The organism is Bradyrhizobium cedriense (genome assembly GCF_054602315.1).
This window is the reverse complement of record NZ_JBTSWB010000001.1, coordinates 580073-604078: the sequence shown is the minus strand read 5'-3', so window position 1 is coordinate 604078 and position 24006 is coordinate 580073. Positions and strand designations below refer to the sequence as shown.

General features: G+C 62.1%; 23 protein-coding genes and 1 pseudogene. 8 read left to right on the top strand and 16 right to left on the bottom strand.

What is annotated here, in order from left to right; genetic code table 11:
• The first annotated feature begins 4 nt into the window (after window positions 1-4).
• From ACYCVF_RS02905 to ACYCVF_RS02890, 4 genes are read left to right on the top strand one after another with little or no spacing between them, the layout of a single operon-like run.
• Entirely contained in the window at window positions 5-1021 is a 1017-nt protein-coding gene (locus tag ACYCVF_RS02905; protein ID WP_459597036.1) for an ABC transporter substrate-binding protein, read from the top strand.
• Complete coding sequence (locus tag ACYCVF_RS02900; RefSeq protein WP_459597035.1) at window positions 1018-1833, top strand: ABC transporter permease; 816 nt, start codon at window positions 1018-1020, stop codon at window positions 1831-1833. The genes ACYCVF_RS02905 and ACYCVF_RS02900 overlap by 4 nt, the downstream gene beginning before the upstream one ends.
• Window positions 1830-2588, top strand: a complete 759-nt coding sequence (locus ACYCVF_RS02895; RefSeq protein ID WP_459597034.1) for an ABC transporter permease — start codon at window positions 1830-1832, stop codon at window positions 2586-2588. The genes ACYCVF_RS02900 and ACYCVF_RS02895 overlap by 4 nt, the downstream gene beginning before the upstream one ends.
• Window positions 2589-2592: 4 nt before the next feature.
• On the top strand, window positions 2593-3897 hold the full coding sequence (locus tag ACYCVF_RS02890) for an LLM class flavin-dependent oxidoreductase (protein ID WP_459597033.1): 1305 nt from the start codon (window positions 2593-2595) through the stop codon (window positions 3895-3897).
• 117 nt (window positions 3898-4014) lie between these two features.
• Here the strand turns inward: ACYCVF_RS02890 and ACYCVF_RS02885 are convergent, their stop codons facing one another.
• The 8 genes from ACYCVF_RS02885 to ACYCVF_RS02850 all read right to left on the bottom strand — a co-directional run bounded on the left by ACYCVF_RS02885 (window position 4015) and on the right by ACYCVF_RS02850 (window position 13251).
• Window positions 4015-4728, bottom strand: a complete 714-nt coding sequence (locus ACYCVF_RS02885) for an ABC transporter ATP-binding protein (RefSeq protein ID WP_459597032.1) — start codon at window positions 4726-4728, stop codon at window positions 4015-4017.
• Window positions 4709-5473, bottom strand: coding sequence for an ABC transporter ATP-binding protein (locus ACYCVF_RS02880; protein ID WP_459597031.1), 765 nt, complete (start codon window positions 5471-5473; stop codon window positions 4709-4711). The genes ACYCVF_RS02885 and ACYCVF_RS02880 overlap by 20 nt, the downstream gene beginning before the upstream one ends.
• A complete protein-coding gene (locus ACYCVF_RS02875) occupies window positions 5470-6462 on the bottom strand; it encodes a branched-chain amino acid ABC transporter permease (RefSeq protein WP_459597972.1) in 993 nt (330 codons plus the stop codon). Before ACYCVF_RS02875 ends, ACYCVF_RS02880 begins: the two co-directional genes overlap by 4 nt.
• Before the next feature lie 7 nt (window positions 6463-6469).
• A complete protein-coding gene (locus ACYCVF_RS02870) occupies window positions 6470-7336 on the bottom strand; it encodes a branched-chain amino acid ABC transporter permease (RefSeq protein WP_459597030.1) in 867 nt (288 codons plus the stop codon).
• 125 nt (window positions 7337-7461) lie between these two features.
• Entirely contained in the window at window positions 7462-8589 is a 1128-nt protein-coding gene (locus ACYCVF_RS02865) for an ABC transporter substrate-binding protein (RefSeq protein WP_459597029.1), read from the bottom strand.
• Window positions 8590-8681: 92 nt separating this feature from the next.
• Window positions 8682-10118: a glutamine synthetase family protein gene (locus ACYCVF_RS02860; protein WP_459597028.1), complete on the bottom strand. Its 1437-nt coding sequence runs from the start codon at window positions 10116-10118 to the stop codon at window positions 8682-8684.
• 36 nt (window positions 10119-10154) lie between these two features.
• Entirely contained in the window at window positions 10155-11516 is a 1362-nt protein-coding gene (locus ACYCVF_RS02855) for an aromatic ring-hydroxylating dioxygenase subunit alpha (RefSeq protein WP_459597027.1), read from the bottom strand.
• A 40-nt stretch (window positions 11517-11556) separates the two neighbouring features.
• Window positions 11557-13251, bottom strand: coding sequence for an amidohydrolase (locus tag ACYCVF_RS02850; RefSeq protein ID WP_459597026.1), 1695 nt, complete (start codon window positions 13249-13251; stop codon window positions 11557-11559).
• A 214-nt stretch (window positions 13252-13465) separates the two neighbouring features.
• On the opposite strand from ACYCVF_RS02850, the gene ACYCVF_RS02845 reads away from it, so the two are divergent.
• From ACYCVF_RS02845 to ACYCVF_RS02830, 4 genes and pseudogenes are all read left to right on the top strand, one after another.
• Window positions 13466-13789, top strand: coding sequence for a 2Fe-2S iron-sulfur cluster-binding protein (locus ACYCVF_RS02845; RefSeq protein ID WP_459597025.1), 324 nt, complete (start codon window positions 13466-13468; stop codon window positions 13787-13789).
• Window positions 13790-13794: 5 nt separating this feature from the next.
• Window positions 13795-14627: pseudogene (locus tag ACYCVF_RS02840) on the top strand (NAD(P)/FAD-dependent oxidoreductase); the annotation flags it as partial.
• Window positions 14628-14648: 21 nt separating this feature from the next.
• Complete coding sequence (locus ACYCVF_RS02835) at window positions 14649-15023, top strand: oxidoreductase C-terminal domain-containing protein (RefSeq protein WP_459597970.1); 375 nt, start codon at window positions 14649-14651, stop codon at window positions 15021-15023.
• A gap of 65 nt (window positions 15024-15088) precedes the next feature.
• Complete coding sequence (locus ACYCVF_RS02830; RefSeq protein ID WP_459597024.1) at window positions 15089-15886, top strand: IclR family transcriptional regulator domain-containing protein; 798 nt, start codon at window positions 15089-15091, stop codon at window positions 15884-15886.
• Between the two features lie 285 nt (window positions 15887-16171).
• On the opposite strand, the gene ACYCVF_RS02825 is transcribed toward ACYCVF_RS02830, so the two are convergent.
• The 8 genes from ACYCVF_RS02825 to ACYCVF_RS02790 all read right to left on the bottom strand — a co-directional run bounded on the left by ACYCVF_RS02825 (window position 16172) and on the right by ACYCVF_RS02790 (window position 23923).
• On the bottom strand, window positions 16172-16918 hold the full coding sequence (locus ACYCVF_RS02825; protein ID WP_459597023.1) for an SDR family NAD(P)-dependent oxidoreductase: 747 nt from the start codon (window positions 16916-16918) through the stop codon (window positions 16172-16174).
• Between the two features lie 52 nt (window positions 16919-16970).
• Window positions 16971-17933 (bottom strand): carbohydrate kinase family protein, encoded by a 963-nt coding sequence (locus ACYCVF_RS02820; protein WP_459597022.1) that lies wholly within the window; start codon window positions 17931-17933, stop codon window positions 16971-16973.
• Window positions 17934-17964: 31 nt separating this feature from the next.
• Window positions 17965-18657 (bottom strand): L-fuculose-phosphate aldolase, encoded by a 693-nt coding sequence (locus ACYCVF_RS02815; protein ID WP_459597968.1) that lies wholly within the window; start codon window positions 18655-18657, stop codon window positions 17965-17967.
• Between the two features lie 20 nt (window positions 18658-18677).
• A complete protein-coding gene (locus ACYCVF_RS02810; RefSeq protein WP_459597021.1) occupies window positions 18678-19337 on the bottom strand; it encodes a hypothetical protein in 660 nt (219 codons plus the stop codon).
• 125 nt (window positions 19338-19462) lie between these two features.
• Window positions 19463-20032 carry a peroxidase-related enzyme gene (locus ACYCVF_RS02805; RefSeq protein WP_459597020.1) on the bottom strand — a complete coding sequence of 190 codons (570 nt, stop codon included), beginning with the start codon at window positions 20030-20032 and terminating at the stop codon, window positions 19463-19465.
• A gap of 14 nt (window positions 20033-20046) precedes the next feature.
• On the bottom strand, window positions 20047-22359 hold the full coding sequence (locus ACYCVF_RS02800; RefSeq protein WP_459597019.1) for a molybdopterin-dependent oxidoreductase: 2313 nt from the start codon (window positions 22357-22359) through the stop codon (window positions 20047-20049).
• Entirely contained in the window at window positions 22356-23114 is a 759-nt protein-coding gene (locus tag ACYCVF_RS02795; RefSeq protein ID WP_459597018.1) for a CoA-transferase, read from the bottom strand. Before ACYCVF_RS02795 ends, ACYCVF_RS02800 begins: the two co-directional genes overlap by 4 nt.
• A complete protein-coding gene (locus ACYCVF_RS02790; protein WP_459597966.1) occupies window positions 23114-23923 on the bottom strand; it encodes a CoA transferase subunit A in 810 nt (269 codons plus the stop codon). The genes ACYCVF_RS02795 and ACYCVF_RS02790 overlap by 1 nt, the downstream gene beginning before the upstream one ends.
• Between the last annotated feature and the right edge of the window lie 83 nt (window positions 23924-24006).

Below are 24006 nucleotides of genomic sequence, written 5' to 3'. Positions count from 1 at the left end.
GACCATGTTGAGCCGACGCCACGCCTTCTCAGTCCTCTCCGCCATCGCACTGGCGACCGGCTTGCTCGTCACGGACGCGCCGGCAGCCGAATTGCAGAAGGCGAGCCTGCGCCTGAAATGGCTGCCGCAGGCGCAATTCGCCGGCTTCTACGTCGCGGCCGCCAAGGGCTACTACAAGGCCGAGGGCATCGACCTCACCATCAATCCCGGCGGGCCCAATCTGCTCACCGAAAACCTGGTCGCGACCGGCGCCGACACATTCGGCCTGTCCGGAGGCACCGACAGCGTGTTCGCCGCACGCGACAAGGGACTGCCGATCGTCTGCATCGGCGTATCGCACCAGATCACGCCCTTCATCTTCGTCACCCGCAAGGACGGGCCGGTGAAGACGCTCCAGGACTTCAAGGGCAAGACCGTCACTACCTGGTTCACCGGCGCCAATCATGTGCTGAACGGCATGCTGGCCAAGGAAGGCATCAAGCCGGACGAACTCAAGATCCAACCGCAGCAGGTTTCGGTGACGCCCTTCGTCGACGGCAGCGTCGATGTGGTCACCGCGACTTATTACAACGAGTTCTACACCATCCAGTCGCGCATGCCGAAGGACAACCTGAAGACATTCGTGGCCGAGGATTACGGCATCACCTTCCCGCGCGACACGCTGATCGTGGCCGAGACCACTGCCAAGGAGAAGCCGGAGCTGGTCAAGGCCTTCCTGCGCGCCTCCTTGAAGGGCTGGAAGGACGCGTTCTCCGATCCCAAGGGCGCGGTCGACACCGTGATGGCCGCAGCCCCGACGCTCGATCGCGCGCAGCAGGAGTTCATGCTCACCGAGGTGAAGCGCCTGATGACATCAGGGGCGGCAGCCAAGAACGGCACGTTCTGGATCGATGCCGATGCGGTCAAGACCGCTCACGATTTCTTCCTGAAGTACGGCGTGATCTCCAAGCCGGTGGACCTCGCCGCCGCCTATGACGCAAGCTTCATCCAGAGCATTCCGCTCGCGGACCGGATGCCGTGAGCAGGCCTGCGGCGACATCGCATGGCAAAGCCGGCACGGCCGCGCCGTCGTCGGCCATGCCGGATTCGCTGCGCAAGCCGATCCGACTCCTGCTCGGCCTTGCCGTCGCCGCGGTGATCTGGGAGGGTGCGGTGCTGCTGTTCGGCATCCGTCCTTATTACCTGCCGCGCCTCAGCACGATCCTGATGGCGATGGCGGCGACGCCCCGCGCCTATGTCGACGGCTTCCTGCGCACGCTGGCGGAAACCCTGATCGGCTTTGCTTGCGGCGGCGCCTTCGGCGTGCTCATGGGCATCCTGTTCTTCCGCGTCCGCGCGCTGCGTGAGATGATCTTTCCGATCTTCGTGGTGTCGCAGACCATTCCGGTCATCGCCTTCGGCGCGCTGGTGGTGCTGTGGTTCGGCAACACGCTGCTCGCCAAGGCGATCATCGCATTCTACCTGACCTTCTTCCCGGTGACGGTGAACACGCTGCTCGGTCTCGAGACCGTCGATCCCAAGCAGGTCGCCCTGATGCGCAGCTTCGGCGCCTCCAATCGCCAGCTGCTGTTGCGCCTGCAGCTGCCGACCGCGCTGCCGCAGATCTTCGTCGCGCTGCGGCTCGCCGCATCGCTGAGCCTCGTCGGTGCCATCGTCGGCGAATGGTTCGGCGACACCACCGGGCTCGGCGTGCTGCTGCTGCAGGCCATGTTCACCGAGAATGTCGTCGCGATCTGGGGCGCCCTGCTCGCCGCAGCCCTGCTCGGCACGGGCTTCTACGCGGTCGTCGCCGCGGTCGAGCGACGGCTGGTGTTCTGGAGCGCCGAGCAATGAGCCGCGCGCTCGCCTCACCGTCGCTCGCCGTCCAGCGCGGCATCCTGGGCGCCGTCCTCCTGGTCGCATGCTGGGAGGGCGCGGCGCGCGGACTGCATCTGCCGGCCTATGTCCTGCCCGCCGTCAGCGACATCCTCGCAGGCCTCTGGTCCAAGCGCGCGACGCTCGTTGACGCTGCCGGCTACACCCTGCTCGAAGCGCTGGTCGGCTATGGGCTCGGCTGCCTGATCGGGATCGGCCTCGCCGTCGCCATCGCATTGGTCCCGGCATTGCGCAGCGCGATCCTGCCGCTCGCCACCGCGATCAATTCGGTGCCCGTGGTCGGTTATTCCCCGCTGATCCTGCTCTGGTTCGGCATCGGGGTCAGCTCCAAGATCGTCATGGTGGCCATGGCGGTGAGCTTCACCATCCTGCTGTCGATGCTGGCCGGGCTCGACCGTGTCGATCGTCGCGCCGTCGACCTCATGCGCAGCTTCGGGGCAAGCCGTTTCGGCGTGCTGTGGCGCCTGCGCCTGCCGACCGCCCTACCGCTGCTGCTCGCCGGCATGCGCGTCTCCACGGTGCGTAGCGTGATCGTGGCGATCGTCACCGAAATGCTCGGCGCGCATGGCGGGCTCGGCTGGGTGATCTATCAGGCCGTGCTCCAGATCGACTTCGTCCAGGTCTGGGCGGCGATCTTCGTCGCATCCGCGGCGAGCCTCGCCTTCTTCGGCCTGATCGGTTTCCTCGAACGCAAGATCCTGTTCTGGACATGACGCCATGAAACGACAGATGCATCTCGGCCTGTTCATCCTGGGCACCGGCAGCCACGTCGCAGGCTGGCGCTATCCCGGCGCAGTCGACAGTTTCCAGGACTTTGCGGCGATCCAGGAAATCGGCCGCACCGCCGAGCGCGGCAAGTTCGACCTGATCTTCATGGGCGACAATCTGTATGCCGATGCCGCCGCACACCCCTCCTACACGCTGCGGCTCGAGCCATTGACGATGCTCGCCGCGCTCGCGACCTCGACCAGCCATATCGGCCTGGGAGCCACCGTCTCCACGACCTACAGCGATCCCTTCTCGGTCGCGCGAGTCTTTGCCTCACTCGACCACATCTCCAAAGGGCGCGCGGCATGGAATGCGGTGACGACCGCCAATCCGGCCACGGCTGCGAATTTCGGCACGACCCATCCCGACCATGCACGGCGCTATGAGATGGCAGGCGAGTTCCTCGACGTCGTCAAGGGGCTCTGGGACGGCTGGGCGGATGATGCCATCGTCGCCGACCGCACAAGCGGTCTCTACATCGATCCCTCGAAACTGCGCGCAATCGACCACGAGGGCGCATTCTTCAAGGTCAAGGGACCGCTCAACATCGGCCGCAGCCCGCAGGGCCACCCGGTCGTGCTCCAGGCCGGCGGCTCCGAGGCCGGCCAGGCACTTGCCGCGCGCACCGCCGATATCGTGTTTTCGGTGGTGCAGGATATCGAGGAAGCCAAGGCCGGCTACGTCTCGCTCAAGACGCGCTTGCCGGCATTCGGCCGCAGGCCGGAGGACGTCACCGTGCTGCCGGGCGTGATGCCCGTGGTCGGCCGCACCGACAAGGAGGCGTTCGAGAAGCTCAACGTGCTCCAGAGCTTCGTCAGCGGCAGCAACGCGCTTGCGATCCTGTCCGATCGCTTTGGCCGGGACATGTCGGCCTACGATCTCGACGGACCGATCCCGGACATCGCACCGTCGGACAGCTATCACAGCTTCGCCAGCGTCATGCTCGCCAAGGGCCGCCGCGAGAACATGACGCTGCGCGATCTCTACAATCTCACCGCCGCGGCTCGCGGCCATTGGGTGCTGTGCGGCTCGGCCGAACGCATCGCCGATACCCTCCAGCTCTGGTTCGAGGAGCACGCCGCCGACGGCTTCAACGTCATGCCGCCTTATTTCCACGAAGGGTTCGAGGATTTCGTCGATCTGGTCGTTCCGATCCTCCAAGAACGCGGCCTTTTCCGCGTCGACTACGACGGCGTCACCTTGCGCGATCATCTCGGCCTGTCACGACCGAGCAACGCGTTCTTCCCGACCTAAAGCATAATGGGATGAGGCTTGATCGATGCAACGGCGGAGGTGCACTCCCGCTCGCGGGAGAGGTGAACGACCCGCGGCAATCGTTTCGAGCTAAAGCCATTCGCCGCTAGCCGACGCTCAATGGATACCTACGCCCAGCAGACGATCCACGAGAGCTCTGTCCGCTCTGAGTTCTTTCGACGGACCCAACCAGGCCTGCCGCCCGCGTTCGAGGATCAGAACCCGATCAGCGAAATCCAAAGCTCGCTCGATTTGTTGTTCGACCAACACCACGGTCACGTCTCCGGACGAGGCAAGTCGGGAAATCATTTCCATCAGTTCGTCGCAAATGACCGGAGCGAGGCCCTCCAGCGGTTCGTCGAGAAGCAACAAGTCAGGCTTTCCGAGTAACGTCCTCGCCATGGACAACATCTGCTGTTCGCCGCCCGACAACTGCATTCCAAGATTTCGCCTTCGCTCCCCCAGCCTCGGAAAAATCTCGTATGCCTCCTCGATCGCGCCACGGGACCTATCCTTCAGTCCCGTCGAAAGGTTCTCCTCGACGGTCAAGGACCGGAAAATGCCGCGGGTTTGCGGCACGTAGCCGACACCGGAACGCGACCGCGACGACGTCCTAGAATCCGCCAAATCGATGCCGTCGACCTTGATCTCGCCGCCATGGCGGGTCGTGAGACCCATGAGCGTCGCGAGCAAGGTCGTCTTGCCCATCCCGTTGCGGCCGAGGATCACCAGGCGGTCTCCTGCCGGAACGTCGAACGACACGTCCGTGATGATCCGTGTTGCGCCGTAGCCGGCGCTTACGTTGACAACCTCAAGCCGTGCGGCGGGCATCGGCATAGCTCCCAAGATAAGCACGGCGAACCTCCGCATCGGCAGTCACGGCAGAAGGCGTGCCCTCGAAAATCAGTTTACCATTCGCCAGCACCAGAACGCGCTTCGCAAAGCGGAACACAAGTTCCATGTCATGCTCTATCATCATGACGGCGATATCGGGCGGCAGACGTTCGATCGCCTCGAGGATCTTCGGGGCTTCGTCGTGCGGAACCCCGGCGGCAGGCTCGTCGAGAAGAAGAACCTTTGGCTTGAGAGCGAGGCCGATCGCCATTTCCAACAGCCGCTGCTGGCCATAGGCAAGCTCGGAGACACGAAGTCCCGAAAGATGACCGATGCCAAGCGTAAACAGCAGTTCCTGACATTCCTGGCGCACGTCAGGCAACCTCGCAGCGACCGACCAGAACTGCCGTGTCATGCCCCTGCGCTGCATAACCGCCAAGGCTACGTTTTCCGTCGCCGTCAGCGTCGCGAAAAGCCTCGTGACCTGAAACGTTCGTACCAGTCCGCGATGCGCACGATGCGCGACCGAGAGGTTGGTGACGTCCTCGCCGGCGAACATGACCTGTCCGGCCGTAGGCTGCAGATCGCCCGAAATCACGTTGACCAACGTCGTTTTACCCGCCCCGTTGGGACCGATCAGCGCGACGCGATCGCCGCTGGAAAGGCCGAACGACACGTCGCGGTTCACGTGCAAGCCACCGAACGACTTGGAAACAGCGCGAACTTCCAGCAGCAAGCTCATCGCACTGGCTCCTTCGGAAACAATTTCGACCAGGCAGCAACTGCTCCATACGATAGGCCCCTCGGCGCGAAGACCACGATCAATATCAGGAGCAGTCCGACCAAGGTCATCCAGTGGAAAGGGTTGGTCGCCGAAACTATGTGCTCGAAGACCTGAAACAGCACTGCTCCCGCCAAAGCTCCCCACAGGTTGCCGGCCCCACCGAGAACCAGCATGACCAGCGCCTCCGCCGACCGCTCGAAGCCAACGCTGTCCAGGCCGATTACTCCGGTCGTGATCGCCGTCAATGCGCCGCCTATGCCGGCCACAGCTCCCGCCACACCGTACATCACGACAAGCCGCGGATAGACCGCAGCCCCGATCATCTGCGCACGCAGATCATCGTCCTTTATGCCGCGGCACAGCAGGCCAAATGGCGATCGCACGAAGCGCAGCAGAAGGGCGAAGACGACCGCCAACACGACAACGGAAAATACGAAGCCGGTCCGCCCATACATATCGAAGGAAAACGTTCGCAGGACGGGCGCAGGTACGATCCCTGACAGCCCGTCGCTCCCGCCCGTGATCGAAGACAGCTTATTGGATAGCGCCGTGACAAGCTGGCCAAAGGCGATGGAAATGACGAGCTGCGGCAATCCCCTGAATCTTGTGATCAATGCGCCCGAGAGAAGACCTGTCAGCGCGCCGCCGACTGCCCCAACCCCGAGAAGCAAAACTGGCTCGGTTACTCCCGCGATGCAGGCGTTGCCCGCAGCATAGGCTGCGACCCCGAAAAGTGCGGCCTGTCCGAGCGTCGCTACGCCGCAATAACCGGTGATCAAATCCAGCGAAAGGACCAGGAATACAATGCCGATTAGCCGCGTCAGAAACGCGAGATCCTCGGGAAAGAGGAAGAAACCGGTCGCGCCGAGCGCGGTGACCGTCGCAACGCCAATCAATTCGGGCGCAAGCCACGTTCCGTTCATCCTATCGGACGCGGTCAATGCCATGTTCATCTCAATGTGCCCTCCCGAACAGGCCGTTCGGAAACAGAAATACGATCAGGATGACTGCCAGATAGAAGAAAAATTCGCCGAACTCGGGAGCCAGGTATTTGCCGGTCGTGTCGGCCAGACCAAGCAGCAGCGACGCGGATAGCGCTCCCAGGATGGAGCCCGCGCCGCCGACCGAAACGACGACGAGAAATACGACCATGTACCGGAGCGCATAGAAGGGTTCGATGGGCAAAAGCTCTGCCCCGATCACGCCGCCGAACGCACCGAGACCGACGGCCAAGGCAAACGTTGCGGAGTAAATGAGCTCTGTCCGGATTCCAAGCGCTTCCGCCATGTCGCTGTCGTCCACTGCCGCCCTCAGCCGGACTCCAAACTCCGTCCGTTCGATCAGGTACCAAAGTGCCAACGCAATGGCGCCGCCGCAGGCAATTACGAAGATCCTGTGCGTCGGAACCATACGAAAGCCAATATCCAACGGGCCGCTCAATGCCGCCGGCAGCGGGATCGACTTAAGCGTGGGACCGAAGACGAAGTTCACCACACCAATGACGAAGAACGTGATTCCTATCGTAAGCAGCAACTGGGTCAGCGCGTTGGACTTGCGGTAGATCCGACGGTACAGAAGGATCTCCAGCGGGGCGGAAATCAGGATTGTGCCGACCACGGCAACGAGGATCGCGACGGCATAATTGGTGCCCATCGCGCGCAAGGCATATGATGCGAGATAGCCGCCGGTCATCGCAAAGGCACCATGGGCCAAATTCACCACGCGCATCAGACCCATCATGATGGAAAGGCCGATCGAGATCGTGAATAGCACCATGCCGTATGCGACGGCATCGACACCGATACTGAAGATCGTCCGCACAGCATTTTTCCTATCGCGCGCGCGAAGCCGCGCCGCGCGTGATCAGCATTTCCTGGCGGCCTCGCCCATCGTCAGGCCACCACGTAGATCGGCCCCGCTGCAATGCCGCGGGGCATTGGGACAAGTTAGTTTTTGCTCAGCGCCCAATCGGGTTGTGCGTCGAACGTGAGGATTTCCCGATTGATGAGCTTGCCGTCCTGCTTCGCTACTTCGCGAAGGTAGACGTTCTGGCGGATGTGTCGGGTGTCCGGATCGATCGAGACCGGTCCCCGCGGGCTAAGCCACTTCATCCCCTTCACCGAGGCGATCGCTTTCGCGGGATCGCGCCGCCCCTCGGTCGCCTCGATCATCTTGTAGATCAACCGAGCCCCGTCGTAGGCGGCAACGGACGTCATGGTCACCTCGTCGATCTTGCCGCCGCCCTTCACTATCTGGTCGAGGAAGGCCTTGTTTTCCGACGACGCGTGGGAGACCGCGTAGTGGTAGGTGGATAGGATGCCGATGCCACCATCACCGATATTCGGAAGATCCGGCTCGGTTACGACGTCGCCAGTCGACATCAACTTGACGCCGGCAGCCTTCAGGCCGTTGTCGATATAGGCCTTGACGAAGCCGAGTGTCGGCGGCCCGGCGGGCAGGAACGTGAAGATCGTATCGGCACCAGAGTCCTTGATCCTTTGCATGATCGGACTGAAATCGGTGGTATTCAACGGCATGCGGATCGCTTCCGTCACGGTGCCACCGTCGGCCTCGAAAGTCTTCTTGAAGGCATTCTCGGCATCGATGCCCGGTCCGTAGTCGCTAACGGCGATCGCCACCTTCTTCGAACCGTTCTTTCTTGCGACCTGGGCTGCCGGAACGGCGTTCTGCCACATCGTGAACGAGGTGCGGACGATGTAGGGACTTTTCTCCACAATCGCGGAGGTCGCGGCATTCAAGACCACGAGCGGAGTCTTGGACTCCTCCAGCAACGGAGCGACAGCCATCGCGTTAGGCGTAAAATAGAGCCCCGCGAGGTACTGAACCTTGTCCTTTACCAGCAGTTCCTGGGCCAGCGCCTTGGATTTTGCCGGATTGGGAGATTCTTCGTCGCGATAAACGAACTCGATCTGATGTTCGCCGACCTTGTTGCCGTTCAGTGCGACCCAGGCGTCGATGCCCATCTTGAAGTTCTGACCGAACAGCGCGTAAGGGCCGGACATCGTCCCGATCACGCCGACTTTGATGACATCGGCTGACGCCGCCGTGGTCATCAGACCGAGAGCGACGAAAACGGGAAGTAATCTAGCTGGCTGGTTCATATCAATCCTCTCTCTCGACCTAATCCGGCCGCTCTTGCGATTTGTCAGAACATTTCGAAGTATTCGCGCTGCTCCCATTCGGTGACCTCCGACTGGAAGCGGTCGATTTCCGCGTTCTTGATGTGTACGTAGTAATCCACCAACTCAGCGCCCATCGCGTTCCGGAAGAATGGATCCTCCTTCAACGCGAACACCGCCTCTCGCAAGGACTTGGGCAGCAGGCTCGCCTTCGTCTCGTAAGGCGTATCGGCCGACGGTCCGGGTTCGAGCTTACGGTCGACACCATCGAGCCCTGATAGAATCTGAGATGCCATATAGAGATACGGGTTTGCGGCTGGCTCCCCCACCCGGTTCTCCAGGCGCGTTGCCTTGTCGTTCGGGCCGCCGAGAACGCGAAGCATCACGCCACGGTTGTCCCGTCCCCAAATCGCGCGGTCGGGCGCCAGCGAATAGGACCGGTACCGCTTGTACCCATTGATCGTCGGAGTGGTGAACACCGTCGAAGCACGCGCATGCTCGAGCAAACCCGCGAGATAATGCCGTCCGAACGGAGTCAGCGGCTCGCCAACCTCTTTCGACATGAAGGCGTTCTCGCCGCCATCACGCGAGACAATCGACTGATGAAGATGCCACCCGGACGACACGACGTTCGGAATGCGCGGCCTGCACATGAAAGTCGCGTGATAGCCGTGACGCCGTGCGATTTGCTTCACGGCACTGCGGAACAGGATCATCGTGTCGGCCGGAACGAGACCGACCGTCGGCTGGAACGTGAACTCCGCCTGGCTGGGACCATACTCGACTTCCATCGAGCGGAGCGGTAGACCGAGCGCAACGACGTCACGACGAATGAGCTCGAGGATCGGCTCCATCTGATCGTAGCGCTGTTCCGTCAGATACTGGTAGCCGTGAGAAAGGAGACTGACCTCGGGAGGCTCGCCCGGCTGCCCCGCGTGTTCCGGTTGCGTTTTCGCGTCAGTGACCTTGAAAATATGAAACTCGACCTCTAGTCCCGCCACGAAGTCGTAGCCACGTTGCGACAGCTTTTCCAAGACAGACTTGTAGAGGCCGCGTGTCGCGAAGGGCACCGGCCGTCCGTCGGAAAAGTGAAGATCGCAAAGCAGCCATCCCGTCGTCGGCGCCCAAGGCAGCACCTTGAAAGTCAACGGATCCGGAATCATCAGGACGTCGCTTCCGCCCTGCATCTCGCTCATGCCGAAGCCGCCGCCGGCAGTGAAAACCGGGAATACCGTCCGATGCGACGTGTCCTTTGCCAGCATCGTGGTGGTTATCGAGCAGCCGCTTTCGAGCGAGCTCAAGGCTTGTGACGCAATCAGGGTCTTTCCGCGCAGGATGCCATGCTGGTCCGGAAACGACAGACGGATCGTATCGAGCTTGTTTTCCTCGGCGACTCGCCGCAAGCGCACTGCAGCGTCGTTCTGTTCAGCAGACCAGAGCCCGTGCTTCTTGACGAAACTCAAGGTATCTTCCTTTCCAAACGAAGGCCGCTGCGGCGACTACTCGGCGGCGGTTATTAGATGGGGCACTTTCTGCGCAATATCGGCAGGCACGGGAGCAGCCCAGGGCGCGCCCCTCCTCCGTTTCACGTCGACTTCCATCCAGTATGTCTCCCAGCCCTTGGTGGGGCCGATGCCGTCCATCGTCGCGGGTCCTTGGATGCTTCGGGCGTGTGCCTGGTCCAGGAACATGAAGGGCTTTCCGCCCTGGCTGACCTTCTCGATTTCCTGCCGCAGAAGCCGGCGGTACTGGATAATCGCCTTGTCCGTCTGGCCGAGATGCTCTCGGGTACGATCCTGAATAGCTCCCATCGATTCGACGGCCCACTGATCATGGACGTTGATATCCGCGCCCATGCCCGTGTAGGTCTCATGCGCCTGTTCGTGAGGATCGAAACCGTAGTCGTTTGCCTTGTTCTTACGCGAGCGATATTCGGGCAGCTCGTAAAGCTCCAGCCGCTGCTCCGTCATTTTCTTCTTGTCGATCGGGACCGTGTAGCTGGTGAAAATCGCGTACCAATAGCAATTCTTGTCGTCCACCGGCACGTGCCACTGCGTGATCGTCATCTCTGTGCTCATGGGAATGACGAAGGCATGCGGGAATAGCTGATTGGTGACGCGGACGTGCGTCCGCTCCTCGTCGATGGCACGCAGCGCAACGAGCCGCAGGCCGAATTCGGTATGTTCCACGTTGATGATCGGCCGATCGTACTCGCGCAGCACCTTCGTCATTGGCATTTCGCTGTCGGCGGAAGCGCCGCGGAACTGCTTGCCGTAGGCAGCCGAAGTGTCCTCATCCTCGAAGAAGCGATGCAGGAACGAGGCGTGCGCCGGGTCGATCCCCACTTCCAGGGCCTGAAGCCAGTTACATTCCATCAATCCCTTGAAAGCAAATGTGTACGCTTCCGGGGCGGTGAAGCAGTCAATCTCGGGAAATGCAGGCGGCTCGCCATCTGCGAGATATGTCCAGAGGATTCCGCCCTTCTCCATGACCGGATAAGCGCGTTGCTTGATGTTCTTGCAAAGCGAAGATCCTGGCGGCTCGGCCGGTGTTTCCAGGCATTGGCCATTGACGTCGAAGAGCCAGCCGTGGAAGGCACAGCGCAGACCACCATCTTCCAACCGACCGAAGGCCAAATCGGCGCCACGGTGCGGACAGTCGCGATCCATCATTCCGTATCGTCCGCTTTCGTCACGGAATAGTACGAAGTTCTGGCCGAGCAGCCTGACAGCCTTGACCGGGCGCTCGTCCTGCAGTTCCTCGACGAGGGCGGCCGGCTGCCAATACATCCGCATCAACTTACCTGCCGGGTCTGCCGGGCCGATGCGGGTGATCTGATCATTCTGCTGTTGGCTCATCATCGCGCGGTTCTCCTTGGGTCTGTTTCTTGGGCGCCGCGGCTCAACGCTGGAATACGATTTTGCCGCCAACGATGGTGACGTCCGCCTTGATGTCCTTGATCTGGTCGTCCGCCACAGTCAGGTAGTCCGCCGAGAGGACGACCATGTCCGCCAATTTTCCGGGTTCAAGCGTCCCCTTCCGCCCTTCATCGAACGTGGAACGGGCAGCGGCGCTCGTATAAAGGCGCAATGCCTGCTCGCGGCTTATTGCTTCGGAGGGGCCGTAAGCAACGCCGTCGGGATTCTTTCTCGTCACCATGATGTACATGTTGAGGAAGGGATTCATGGGATTGACGGGAAAGTCGGTTCCTGCCCCAAGGCTCTCGATGCCCATCTTCTCGATCAGCGTCCTGGTCGGAACGGCGCGGTCGGCAGTTGCTCGTCCGAGAAAGCGTTCGACGGTGGCGGCTTTGTCCCACATGAACACGTTCTGCAGATCGACGCGGACACCCAGTCTGCGCGCGCGCTCCATCTGCTCAGGCCTGATCAGACTGGCGTGTATGAGAGTGAATCTTCGATCGCGGATCGATTTTTCCTTGTCCGCAGCCTCGAACGCATCCAGCACCTGGTCGATCCCCAGGTCTCCGACGACGTGGACGCCCACCCGCCAGTCGTATCGGTTGCAAATAGAGACGAGTTGCTTCAGCCGCTCGGGGGTCTGCTGCGTAACGCCATGGTAGTCGTCGTGCGAATCCGGGTAGACGTCGCGCATCAGGGCCGTCTTCAACGTCATGCCGCCGTCGTAAAAGATCTTAATGCCGGCAAACTTCAACCAGTCGTCGCCGAAGCCCGACGAAGCACCATTGCCTGACATGATCGCTTCCCACGTCGACATGTCTGCCGGCGGCTCTGGCCGAAACATCAAGCCGGCGCGAAGCGTGGCATCTCCGGAGAGCGCAACCTTTTGAAGCGTTCGAATGTCCCGGGCGTCTGTCGCCCCTTCGACAGCGCTCGTAATCCCAAAGCTGTTCAGGACCCGCTGAGCGATCTTGAACTGCCGTATCTGATCTTCCTCGGTCCAGGCTGGCACGGCCTTTTCTACACGGTCGATTGCGGTCTCGACGAGAACACCGGTCAGCTCCCCCGAGGCATCTCGTTCAAACGATCCCCCGTCCGGATTTGGCGTAGCCTTGTCCACTCCGGCTTTCTGCAGCGCCAGGCTGTTCGCCATCGAGTAGTGCCCTACCGTGCGCAGGTAAACGGGATTGCTGCCGGCAACGCTGTCGATTTCCTGTTTAGTGAGATAGCGCTTCTCGACGAGCTGCGAAGGCGGGTGCCAGGCGCCTCCAACGATCCATTCGCCGGGCTTTTTCTTTGCGGCAAATGCCTTGATCGCCTCAAGCGCCTCAGCAACGGTCTTCGCCCGCCCCATGTTGACGACATAGTCCGAGAGGCCGGCTGCCTTGAAATGCGCGTGAGTATCGATCATCCCGGGAACGACGGTCTTGCCCGCCAAGTCGATAATCCGAGTACGCGCCCCCGCGAGCGCCTTGATCGCAGCGGTGCTCCCGCTCGCCAGCACCTTGCCGTCCCGCACGGCAACCGCTTCGACGACTGACGACCCGGGGTCCATGGTCAGGACTTTACCGTTGATCATGACCAACTCGGGAGGGCTCAGCTCCACCTGCTGGGCGATCGCGTGAGATGCACCGGCAATGCCAACCCCCAAAATCAACAACGTCAGCTTCCCATACATCGGCCCACCCCGCTGATCTGTTCGATAGACGAACATTAGTTCGACATGTTTAGAATGCATTTTATTTCCGTTTCGATGCAAGCCCTTTTTTTGGCCGTATTCTGCCTACTTTTCGATCCGATGGCTTCGCCCCCATCGGCCAAATGACGACAAAGGTGGCTTGATTCGTTCGCTCTGCGAATTTATGTTCGATTAATGAACATTGGAGCTACGCATGCCGAGAGTGAGGTACGTTCAACCTGGTGGCACGGAGTGCGTGCTCGACATCGAATCTGGCGTCAGCGTCATGCTCGCTGCGGTTCGCAAAGGCGTAGGCGGCATCGAGGGCGAATGCGGGGGTTGTCTCGATTGCGCGACCTGTCACGTCTATGTTGACGAAGCTCAGTTGAGCGCGATCCCGGCGCCGAGCGACGCCGAGCAGGAACTCCTTTGCACCGTTGCGGCAAAGAGAAAGCCGAACAGCAGATTGAGCTGCCAGCTGAAGCCGCCCTTCTCGACCGATACGCTCACTGTCTACGTTCCGGAGACGCAATCGTGACCGGCATGGTTGTCATCGGCGCATCCTACGCCGGCGTCCAAGGCGCACTATCCGCACGCGACTCTGGATATGCCGAGCCAATCACCATCGTGGCTGACGAAGAGCGCATGCCTTATCAGCGGCCTCCTCTGTCCAAGGATTTCCTGCAGGACCTTGCAACGGAAGAGAGTCTGGTCCTTCGCGACAGGGCTTTCTTCGCGAACAAAGGAATCGACCTCATGCTCGGCGCCCGCGTAACGGGCATCGACAGGAATTCGCGCAAGATCTTGATCGACAATCATGCCGGGCTCGTATTCGACAAGCTCCTGATCGGGACGGGATCCCATGCCAGGAAGCTTCCTGTCGCGGGAGCCGGCCTGGAGGGCGTCCGCTACCTTCGGACGATGCAGGATGCGATCTATCTCAAGGCCTCCTTGAGGGACGCCTCCGAAATCGTTGTCGTCGGAGGCGGCTTCATCGGTCTCGAAGTAGCAGCTTCTGCGACCCAACTCGGCAAGAAGGTCACCGTCCTGGAAAGTGCAAGCCGCCTTTTGGAACGCGCGGTATCACCGACAATCTCCGAGTTTCTGCTCGATATGCACTTGCAACACGGCGTGGACGTGCAGCTCGGCGAGACTGTCGCCTCGATCATGGACAAGGCGGCCGGGTCACGTCGGTCAACTGCAAGAACGGCAAGACGATCCAGGCAGACCTCGTTCTGGTCGGCGTCGGCGGCCTGCCAAACGATCAGATCGCCAGGAGCGCCGGGCTGAACTGCATGAACGGCATCGCGGTCGATGACCACGGCCGTACCAGCGATCCCACCATATTCGCTGCGGGGGATTGCGCCACGCACTTCAACAGCTTCGCGGGCGACTGGGTGCGCCTGGAGTCGGTGCAGAACGCACAGGACCAGGCAAAAGCCGCCGGCTTGGCGATTGCCGGATCTACGGGCCCGTATGAAAGCGTGCCGCGTTTCTGGTCCGACCAGTACGACGCGAAGCTGCAGATCGTCGGCTTGTCACGCGATTTCGACAACCAGGCTATCCGGGGCTCGATCGACGACGGAAAATTCTCGGTTTTCTGTTACAGGCAGAACAAGCTGATCGCGGTAGACAGCATCAACCGAGCCGGAGATCAGATGGCGGCCCGGCGGCTCATTGGCGGCGGAATATCCCCGGAGCCCGATCAAATCAGGGATCCGGCTTTCGACCTTAAATCCCTTCTCAAAACGGCTGCCACCGATGGTGTATAGTCGGGAGATTCGGAGCTTGCTCTGCCGAACAGAGCAAACAACGGGAAACGGACGGCGCACGCGAAATGCCAAAACTCAAACGGACGGCTGAAGAAACCGAAGCCAGACGGGAGGGGCCCGAATTCATTGAGAGCCTCGATCGAGGTCTTCGCGTCCTCCAATCCTTTGGGGTTGAGCGCCGGCCGATGACCCTCAGCGATATCGCGAAAATCGCCAACCTGCCGCGCGCCACCGCCCGCAGGATCCTCATGACGCTCGAGAAGTCGGGGTTCGTAAGCGGCGACGAGAGGCTGTTCTCCCTGACACCTCACGTGTTGACCTTGGCTTCGGCCTACCTGGCCTCCAACCAGATCAGCACGGTCATGCAACCTCTCATGGACGATGTATCGAGCAGGGCCAAGGAAGTTTGTTCCTTAGCCCTGCTCGACAGCAACGACGTCGTTTTCGTCGCTCGAGCCAGCCCAACTCGGGTGTTCTCCTCCGGAATAGACATTGGTTATCGGCTTCCGGCATTCTGCACTTCGGTGGGACGTGTCCTGCTCGGCCGCCTGTCCAACGAAAATCTGGCGGCGGTGATCAGCGCCATGCCGGTGACTCAGCAGACTTCCGCGACAATCCTGGACAAGGACTTGATCCTCGCGACTATAATCACCGATCGAAGCAAGGGCTATTCGTTGGTGGACCAGGAAGCCGAGGCCGGGTTCCGGTCAATCTCCGTGCCAATTCACCGGTACGACGGGGCGATTATAGCGGCGGCCAACATCGGTGCCCATGTCGACCGGGTCACCACCCGCGAGATGATCGATCGCTTTCTGCCGCTACTGCAAGAGATGGCGGCGACCGCAAAGCCCCTTTTGGTCTGAGCGCCGGAGGCTTTCCGGAATTGCGAAGCACATCGCTTTGGATTACTTCTTCAACTCTACCGCGATGAAGGGGTGTGCAAGCGCCGGGTCCACGACCAGTATTCCGGTCCTTCGCCGCCGAAGAGCTCGTCCAGCACGCCTTCCCGCACGAGCGTTCGGACCCGAGCCATTGAACCGCGATCGCTGGGCTACTGCCTGCAATAGGACTGAGCCCTTGCATGCCGTTCCAGCTTCGGAGCAGAACCGACCCGCCAATGTCGAGTTCTTTCGCCACCCACCCGGTTGCTAGCTGTAGAAAATGCCTCCGTCCACGTTAAGGGCCTGGCCGGTCACGAACGCAGAATCATCCGACGCAAAGAATGCCACGGGACCGACGACATCCTCCGGCTGTCCAAGCCGGTGCAGGTCCGTGACCTTCTCGAAATATGCGACGCGCTCGGGATCACGAAGATTGTTCATCCCCATCTCAGTGACGATGATGCCTGGACACACGGCATTGACGGTGATGCCGTAGCCTCCGAACTCCATGGACGAGACGCGCGTGAAGCCGACCACGGCCGACTTCGATGCAGCATAGTGGGACTGTCCCGGACCGCCCGTTCGGGCAGCGAGCGAAGCGATGTTGACGATCCGTCCGTACTTTCGTTCCTTCATGTGCGCCACCACGGCCTGGGTCATCTGGAAGACGCCGCGCGTGTTGACGGCGAACGTCTGATCCCACGTATCGGGCGTCAGCTCGTCGATCGTCGCCAGCCTCAATATCCCTGCGTTGTTGACGAGAACGTCGACATGCCCAAGGCCACTCACCGCTTCGGCTACGGCCCGCCTGCAGTCGCCGATGTCGCTGACGTCGCCCAGCACCGGGATGCAGCGGCCGCCCAGCTGCCTGACCTCGGCGACGGTCTCAAGGAGAACCTTCTCCTGGGCAGCGATATCGGTCAGAGCGAGATCGTAGCCGCGGCTTGCAAGGCCAATGGCTATCGCGCGGCCAATTCCGCGGCTTGCTCCCGTCACGATCGCATGTCGGGCCATGTTGCGTTCTCCCCTGTTGTTCGGATGAATGTCTTTTACCGGCGTGAACGGATCAGGCGCGGGCGGGCTTGCGGACCGGAAAGCTGTTCATGGCCTTCACGGTCTCCTCGAATGACACGAGATTGGCGCCCGAACCCAGCCCCGTCGCGACGATCGCGGCGGTCGCGGTCGCGAGCTTGGCGCAGTCGAGCAGATCCCAGTCGCGAGCCAGCCCCGCGATGAAGCCGCCGGTGTAGGAATCGCCGCATCCCGAGGTGTCGCGAACCGCGACCTCGAACGCCGGCACCGTGAACTGACGTCCGTCGCGCGTCATCACGAAGGAACCGTCGGCACCGAGAGAGATCGCGCAAGCCCCGGCGCCCTTTTCGATGAAGAACCGCGCACACGCGGCGGGATCGTCGGTTCCGACCATCGCATTGGTCTCATCGATGCTCGGCATGAAGAAGTCGACATAGGGCATCAGTGGCTCGACCAGCGCCAGCGTTTCGCGGCGCGCCTGGATGAGATCGAGCGTCGTCGTACAACCGGCCGCCTTCGCCTCGCGCAGCAATGCGACGGACGGCGCTCCATCCATCGCAAGCAAGGAGCCAACCCCGCCGAGATGCAGAATCTTGCTCCGGCAAGCGGCGCTTTGCGTTTCGGGTGCGATACGCCAGCGGGCGGAAGCGCCCCTTGCGTGCATGACCGGACGCGAGCCGTCGGGCCTGATCGGCAGGATCGTGGCCGAGGTCGGACTGTCGGCCATCCGCTCCATGAGAGAGATGTCGATGCCTTCGCGCTCCAGCGCGTTCAGCATCCAGTCGGCCTTCTCGTCGGAGCCGACGGCGCCAACCGCGAGCGCCTTCAGACCGAGACGCGCGCAAGGGACGACCGTTCCGCCCGCGGTGCCTGCGACCGCAAGCCGGATTTCTTCGATCAGCAAGCGGCCGCCACCGGGTGGAATCTCGGTCACCGGGACCCCCAGAATATCCAGAATGTAAGTACCGCAGACGCTGACGTCGTGAGAGTAAGCCATGGTTTCTCGCAGACAATGGTTTGATCGTGATCTAGCTCGAACGCTGGGGAATCTTGGGCGTGCCGTCGTTGTCGCGCAGACCGTACTGCCCCCATCGTTTCAAAATGCTGTCGATTTCCTCGTCCGGCAGCAGCGGAGGAGCACCAAGCTGGAGACAGCCGTGATACTGCTTGGCGAGCACTTCGACCTCCACCGCGAGCCACATGGCCTTGCGCAGATTGGGACCGATGGCGATCAGCCCGTGATGTGCGAGCAGGCAGGCGCGGCGATAGCGAAGTGCGTCGAGGGCGGCCTGCGACAGCTCGGCCGTGCCATATTGAGCGTAGGGCGCGCAAGGAATGTCGTTTCCGCCGGCAGCGGCGATCATGTAGTGAATCGCGGGGATCGAGCGATTCATGATCGCGATGATCGTGCAGAAGATCGGATGGGCGTGAACCACGGCGCCAACCTCCTGCTTCGACCTCAGGATATCGAGGTGAAAACGCCATTCCGTCGACGGAACATTGCCGGCCGACGCGGTCCACGAGCCGTCCCACTTCATCGCCACGATGTCTTCGGGCTTCATGCGGTCGTATGGAAGACCAGACGGCGTGAGCAGGATCCCGTCGTCGGTTCGGACGCTGATGTTTCCGGACGTTCCCTGATTGATGCCTTGCGCCGCCATCTCGCGACAGGCGTCGATAATGGACTGACGAAGTTCGAGCTCTGTATCGCTGCCGCTCATGTCCTGCTTCCAATTCGTATTCATGCACTTGCTCCGAGCTGGACCCGCCTGTCGACCAACAGCCAGGTGGCTCGCGCGGTCGCCAGCACCTCTTGCTCCGCATCAAGCAAGGCGCTCTCGGCAAAGAGCTTGCGACCTTCCCGCCCCGTCGGCCACGCCACCACCACGCATCGATCCCCGGGACGCGGCCGGCGATCGATCCGTGCAGCCATGCGTCCGAGAAGGGCCGTCTCGTCACCGTTCAATCCGAGGTGGCGGGCCCCCACGCTGCAATAGCCGGTCGGGCAATCGAGAGCGGCCCAGACGAATTCGGGCGCGACATAGCCGTCCTCGCCGGACAGACTGCCATGAGGCACCCAGGAGGCCGCGAACACGACGGGCTTGCCCGGGACTGCCTCCGCCTGCAGCGGACCTGCAAAGATCCGGAGACCGTCGCCATCGTCACGTGCGGGGCCGCAGACGAAGCATCCCGGAAGGTTGTGGCTCTGCTCGTCGTAGGGTGTTCTGCCGACCGCCTCTTCGGCCGCCGCGTAGCTCACCCTGGGAATGTCCGGCACATTGATGCCTGTTGTACGCGCCGTCGCGAGCAGCACGTCGTTTTCGCGCAACTCGATCCCGCCGTCGGCCCTCGTCAGCACGTCGAGCGGCCGCTCCACCGGCGGCGGGGCGCGCAACGTCACTTCGGCGTCTCCGGCGACGTGCCTTGCGAGACATCCGCAAACGTAGCCTCCGTTGCCGGAATTGGGCGGGCCCCGGAAGCGTCTGTCGATGACCAACGATACCATTGCAGTTTCGCCCGCGGCCTTCAGCGTCCCATCGCGAAGAACTCGTCGTTCGGACGCATGCTTGTGACGTTTGCGAGACGGTTCGACATGCCGAAGAATGCGGCAATGGCCGCAATGTCCCAGGCATCCTCCTCTGTGAATCCGTGTCCCTTGAGATCCACGATGTCGGAATCGTCCACCTCATAGGCGCGCGCCGAGACCTTCATTGCGAAATCGAGCATCGCCCTCTGCCGTGCGGTGATATCGGCCTTGCGGTAGTTGACGGCGACCTGATCCGCGATCATTGGATTCTTCGCCCGAATGCGCAGGATGGCGCCATGAGCGACAACGCAATACTGACATTGATTGGCGCTGCTGGTCGCGACGACGATCATCTCGCGTTCGGCCTTGGTGATCGGCCCAGGCTTGTCCATCAGAGCGTCGTGATAGGCGAAGAACGCCCGGAACTCGTCAGGCCGATGCGCGAGTGTCAGGAAGACGTTGGGGACGAAGCCGGACTTCTCCTGAACCGCCTCGATCCGCGAGCGGATATCCTCGGGGAGTGTTGCGATGTCGGGGACGGGAAAGCGGCTGATGGCGGGCGCAGACATGTTCCAAGCTCCTGTTAGACTGCCGCGAGCGCGACGAGCGATTCCTGATAGGCCTCGAACGCATCGCGCCGATCGGCGGCGTACGGCTCGACTCGCACGAGGCTGGTATGGGCCGAGCAGCCCTGGCCGAATTGTGACGTGCCGATATCGAGCGTGAGCACGTTCGGATTGCCGGCGATTTCCAGGCCGCTATTGCCTGTCGGCGTGAACCAGGCACCGGTCGGAAGCACCAGTACGCCCTGACGGACCTTGTCGGTGATTTCTGCCGTCGCAAGGCACTCCCCGCGACCATTCCAGATGCGGATCGTCTGGCCGTCATCGATGCCGAGAGCTGCCGCGTCGCCAGGATGAAGGCGAGCCTGTTCACGGCCATTGCGTTTCATGGCCCGGCTCGATGCTCCGGTTTCAAGCTGACTGTGAAGACGGCCGGCCGGCTGGTGCGAGATGAGGTGCATTTGGCCGGCGTCGGCGGCATTGCCGAGCCATTCAGCCGGTTCGATCCACGCGGGATGCGGGCGGCAGTCGGCATAGTCCAGCCTGGCCAGAGTCTCGCTGCCGAGCACGATCTTTCCGCTTTCGGTCCTGAGCGCATGCGCCTCCGGCTCGTTGCGGAAGTCGGCCAGGAACGTATGCTCTGCCTTGACCGGGCAGCGCGCATAGCCGGCTTCCCAGAACGCATCGAAATCCGGCATCGCGAAGCCAAAGCGTTGCGAGGCGTCGCTGCGACAGGCTTCGTAGAGATGCCGGACCCAGCCCATTTCGTCCCGGCCCTCGTTGAACCGATCGGCCACCCCGAGCTTTCCTGCGATCGCGTTGAAGATCTCGAAATCGGAGCGGGATTCGCCCAACGGCTCGATGGCCTTCTTCATCGCCAGGATGAAGTCGGAGCGCCTGTTGCCGGCAAGATCGTTGCGTTCGATCGACGTGGTGGCCGGCAGCACGATATCGGCGCGCTGGGCTGTCGCCGTGAACATCGGGTCCTGCACGATGATCGTCTCGGGCCTCGTCCAGGCTTCCGACAGGCGATTGAGGTCCTGGTGATGGTGGTAGGGATTGCCGCCCGCCCAATAGACCAGTCTCGTATCCGGATAGGTGCGGATCTCACCTTCGTAGCTGAACGGCCTGCCGGGATTGAGCAGCATGTCGCTGATCCGCGCCACCGGAATGAAGCTGTCGATCGGCCTGGTCAGTTGCGAAATGGCAGGGGAGCGGCCCAGATTGAGCGGTGCCCCCACACCCCCGAGTGAGGCGTAGCCGTAACCGACGCCACCGCCCGGCAACCCGATTTGGCCAACGATCGATGCAAGTCCGAGCGCCGCCCAGAACGGCTGTTCGCCATGATGGGCGCGCTGCAGGCTCCAGCTCACCGTCAGCATGCTCCGCGTGTCGACCAGGCGGCTTGCGAGCTCGGCAATTTGCCCCACATCGAGCCCGCAGATGCCGGCGGCCCACGCGGCGTCCTTGCGCACGCCATCCGCTCCGCCTTCGAGATAGCAAAGAAGACGATCCGCGCCGCTGGTGCAGCGCGCGAGGAAATTCGTGTCGTGTCGGCCCGCCTTCACGATCTCGCCGGCGAGGCCGAGCATCAGGGCAGCGTCCGTGTTCGGCCGGATCGGCCACCATTCGGCATCGACCCAGTCGGGCATATCGTCCTTCAGCGGCGAGACATGGACGACGTTGACGCCGCGCTCGACGATTTTCCCAAGGTAAGTCTCGAGGCGGTGACTGCCAATTCCTCCGGCCTCGTTCTGCGCGGTTCGCGGCGACAGAGCGCCGAACACCACCAGCGTTTCGGTGTGCTGCGCGATCGTGTCGAGCGTATTGGCGCGGCCGCCGCATGCGTCGTCGCTGCCCAGCGTGTGGCGCAAGATCACCGGGCCTGCCGCGATGGAATAGGTGTCGACGTGCCTGGTGAAGCCGCCAACCAGATTGAGCATGCGCTTCAGAAGCGAAGAAGCATGATGCAGGCGGCCGGAGTTGGTCCAACCATAAGAGCCCGCGAAGATCGACGCGTTGCCGAACGTGCCGGCCACGCGGCGCACTTCGTCGGCGACCAGCGTCGTCGCCTCGTCCCAGCTCACCGGCACGAATTTCTCGCGGCCGCGGCCCCGGCGATCGCTCTTCTCGCGCTTGTCGAGCCAGCCGGAGCGGACCATAGGTCGCAGCACGCGCCGTTCGGCGTTGGCCCATTCGGCAACGGAATGGATGATCGGGGAAGGCGCCGGATCGTGCTCGAACGGCTCGACGCCCGCGATGCGATCGTCCTCGACGAGGATCGTGTACGCACCCCAATGGCTGCAATGTGGGACCCGCTTGACCCTGCTCATGCGTCGACCGCGACAAGATCGCGCCGCATCTGGGCGGCGAATTCGGGATAGGTCTCGGCGAGTTCGTCGAAGACACGGCCGCGGAGCAGGTCGAGCGTCGATCGATCGGGCAGCGGGGTCTGCCGCGGCTCGGCGTCATGGACGAACCGAAAACCGGTCGCTTGCTTGATCTCCGCAAGATCGTGCCCGGGATGAACGCTCTCCAGCTCGAACCCCGGCCGCGTCTTGTCGAACCGAAAGAGACTCTTGCCGGTCAAGAGAGCAACGGGGCCGCCGCTCCGGAAGACTCCTTCAGGACTGACGCCCGGGGCACTGATGAAGTCAACCTTCTCGACGAAGACGCGCGGCGTATGCTCTTCGCGGAAGAGGATGACCCGCGGCACGACAAAGTAGAGATAGGCAGACCCGAACGAGCCGGGCCAGCGCACGCTGGAGCGCGGATAGTCACCGGTCCCGACGAGGTTCACGTTGCCGAAGCCGTCGATCTGGCCCCCGCCGAGAAAGAACGCGTCGATCCGGCCCTGACCGGCACAATCGAACAGCTCCGCCGAACCGTTGGTGAAGAAATTATGCTCGACGGAGCCGAGAATGGAGATGCGTGGACCGACGGCACCGCCCGCTTGCTTCATTGCACGCAGCAGCATCGCGCCGGCGGCAGGAATCGGAGAGGAGGCCCCTACTGCGACATGCCTGACCCCGTCGAGCAGCCGCGCGATCGTGCAAATCAGCACTTCGCGAGGGAGAACGCCGGCCATCACGCGGGCTCCATCTGCGCCTGCGCCATATAGGCAGAGAAGCCATCGGCCGTTCGCGCGGCCTTCGCATAGCGCGCGATCTCTGCGTTATCGGCCGGATATTCACCCCACAGACCGTAGGGCCACGCCCCCTTCGGAGCGCGCGCGACTGCCGTGACGTAGAGTGCCGGCAGCACGCCGGCGGCGCTCATCTCATCGGCGAGCAGATTTTCCTCGACGACCCGCTCCACCGTGACCAGAACGGTGCGCGAAGCGTAGGCCATGGCGGCAAGCTCGCGTCGTCGCCCAATCCAGACATTGCCGAAACGATCAGCCATGGGCACGTGGAAGATCGTGACGTCGGGCTTGATTGCCGGAATCAGCACGATCGGATCGCCTCCGTCTGCCAGCGGATTGTCGACGACGCGCCAATCTTCGCGATGGCGCAGCAGATCCGTTCCGATCAACCCCCGGAGCGGCATGAAGGGACTGCCCTTCTGCGCCGCGATCAGGCCCGCATGGATGGCGGGACACGTCGCGTCCTTCAGTCGAATCGCGCCTTCCTTGACGGCCGCGTTGAACCGGGGCGCTCCACCGGCTTCACCCAGCGAGACGGCGCTGGTCTCCACCGTCCGGACCAGACCCGCGCCGACAAGCTGGTCGACCTGCAATCCGCCGGTTGGAACGCAGACGAGATCGAGATTGCCTGCGCCATGCTCGATGATTGGCCGCGTCATCGCCATGGAGACGCCGGCGTAGTCGACCGGCAGCGCGAGGCGCATGCCCGGCTCGATGTGCTTCGCCATGATGCGAGGCTCGCTCAACACCATCATCCTCCCGTATTGTTCTATATTGTAGAACGCAATTCCAGATTTATGCTAGTCGAAGTTCGACGACGCTGTCAATCTGGCTT

What these genes read in the sequence shown, in the direction of transcription:
- ACYCVF_RS02905 (WP_459597036.1), top strand. Translation starts at nt 5, where the DNA reads ATGTTGAGCCGACGCCACGCCTTCTCAGTCCTCTCCGCCATCGCACTG.
- ACYCVF_RS02855 (WP_459597027.1), bottom strand. Translation starts at nt 11,516, where the DNA reads ATGATGAGCCAACAGCAGAATGATCAGATCACCCGCATCGGCCCGGCA.
- ACYCVF_RS02845 (WP_459597025.1), top strand. Translation starts at nt 13,466, where the DNA reads ATGCCGAGAGTGAGGTACGTTCAACCTGGTGGCACGGAGTGCGTGCTC.
- ACYCVF_RS02820 (WP_459597022.1), bottom strand. Translation starts at nt 17,933, where the DNA reads ATGGCTTACTCTCACGACGTCAGCGTCTGCGGTACTTACATTCTGGAT.
- ACYCVF_RS02875 (WP_459597972.1), bottom strand. Translation starts at nt 6,462, where the DNA reads ATGGCATTGACCGCGTCCGATAGGATGAACGGAACGTGGCTTGCGCCC.
- ACYCVF_RS02800 (WP_459597019.1), bottom strand. Translation starts at nt 22,359, where the DNA reads ATGAGCAGGGTCAAGCGGGTCCCACATTGCAGCCATTGGGGTGCGTAC.
- ACYCVF_RS02805 (WP_459597020.1), bottom strand. Translation starts at nt 20,032, where the DNA reads ATGTCTGCGCCCGCCATCAGCCGCTTTCCCGTCCCCGACATCGCAACA.
- ACYCVF_RS02865 (WP_459597029.1), bottom strand. Translation starts at nt 8,589, where the DNA reads ATGACCACGGCGGCGTCAGCCGATGTCATCAAAGTCGGCGTGATCGGG.
- ACYCVF_RS02850 (WP_459597026.1), bottom strand. Translation starts at nt 13,251, where the DNA reads ATGTATGGGAAGCTGACGTTGTTGATTTTGGGGGTTGGCATTGCCGGT.
- ACYCVF_RS02890 (WP_459597033.1), top strand. Translation starts at nt 2,593, where the DNA reads ATGAAACGACAGATGCATCTCGGCCTGTTCATCCTGGGCACCGGCAGC.
- ACYCVF_RS02880 (WP_459597031.1), bottom strand. Translation starts at nt 5,473, where the DNA reads ATGAGCTTGCTGCTGGAAGTTCGCGCTGTTTCCAAGTCGTTCGGTGGC.
- ACYCVF_RS02885 (WP_459597032.1), bottom strand. Translation starts at nt 4,728, where the DNA reads ATGCCCGCCGCACGGCTTGAGGTTGTCAACGTAAGCGCCGGCTACGGC.
- ACYCVF_RS02830 (WP_459597024.1), top strand. Translation starts at nt 15,089, where the DNA reads ATGCCAAAACTCAAACGGACGGCTGAAGAAACCGAAGCCAGACGGGAG.
- ACYCVF_RS02790 (WP_459597966.1), bottom strand. Translation starts at nt 23,923, where the DNA reads ATGGTGTTGAGCGAGCCTCGCATCATGGCGAAGCACATCGAGCCGGGC.
- ACYCVF_RS02825 (WP_459597023.1), bottom strand. Translation starts at nt 16,918, where the DNA reads ATGGCCCGACATGCGATCGTGACGGGAGCAAGCCGCGGAATTGGCCGC.
- ACYCVF_RS02895 (WP_459597034.1), top strand. Translation starts at nt 1,830, where the DNA reads ATGAGCCGCGCGCTCGCCTCACCGTCGCTCGCCGTCCAGCGCGGCATC.
- ACYCVF_RS02795 (WP_459597018.1), bottom strand. Translation starts at nt 23,114, where the DNA reads ATGGCCGGCGTTCTCCCTCGCGAAGTGCTGATTTGCACGATCGCGCGG.
- ACYCVF_RS02815 (WP_459597968.1), bottom strand. Translation starts at nt 18,657, where the DNA reads ATGAGCGGCAGCGATACAGAGCTCGAACTTCGTCAGTCCATTATCGAC.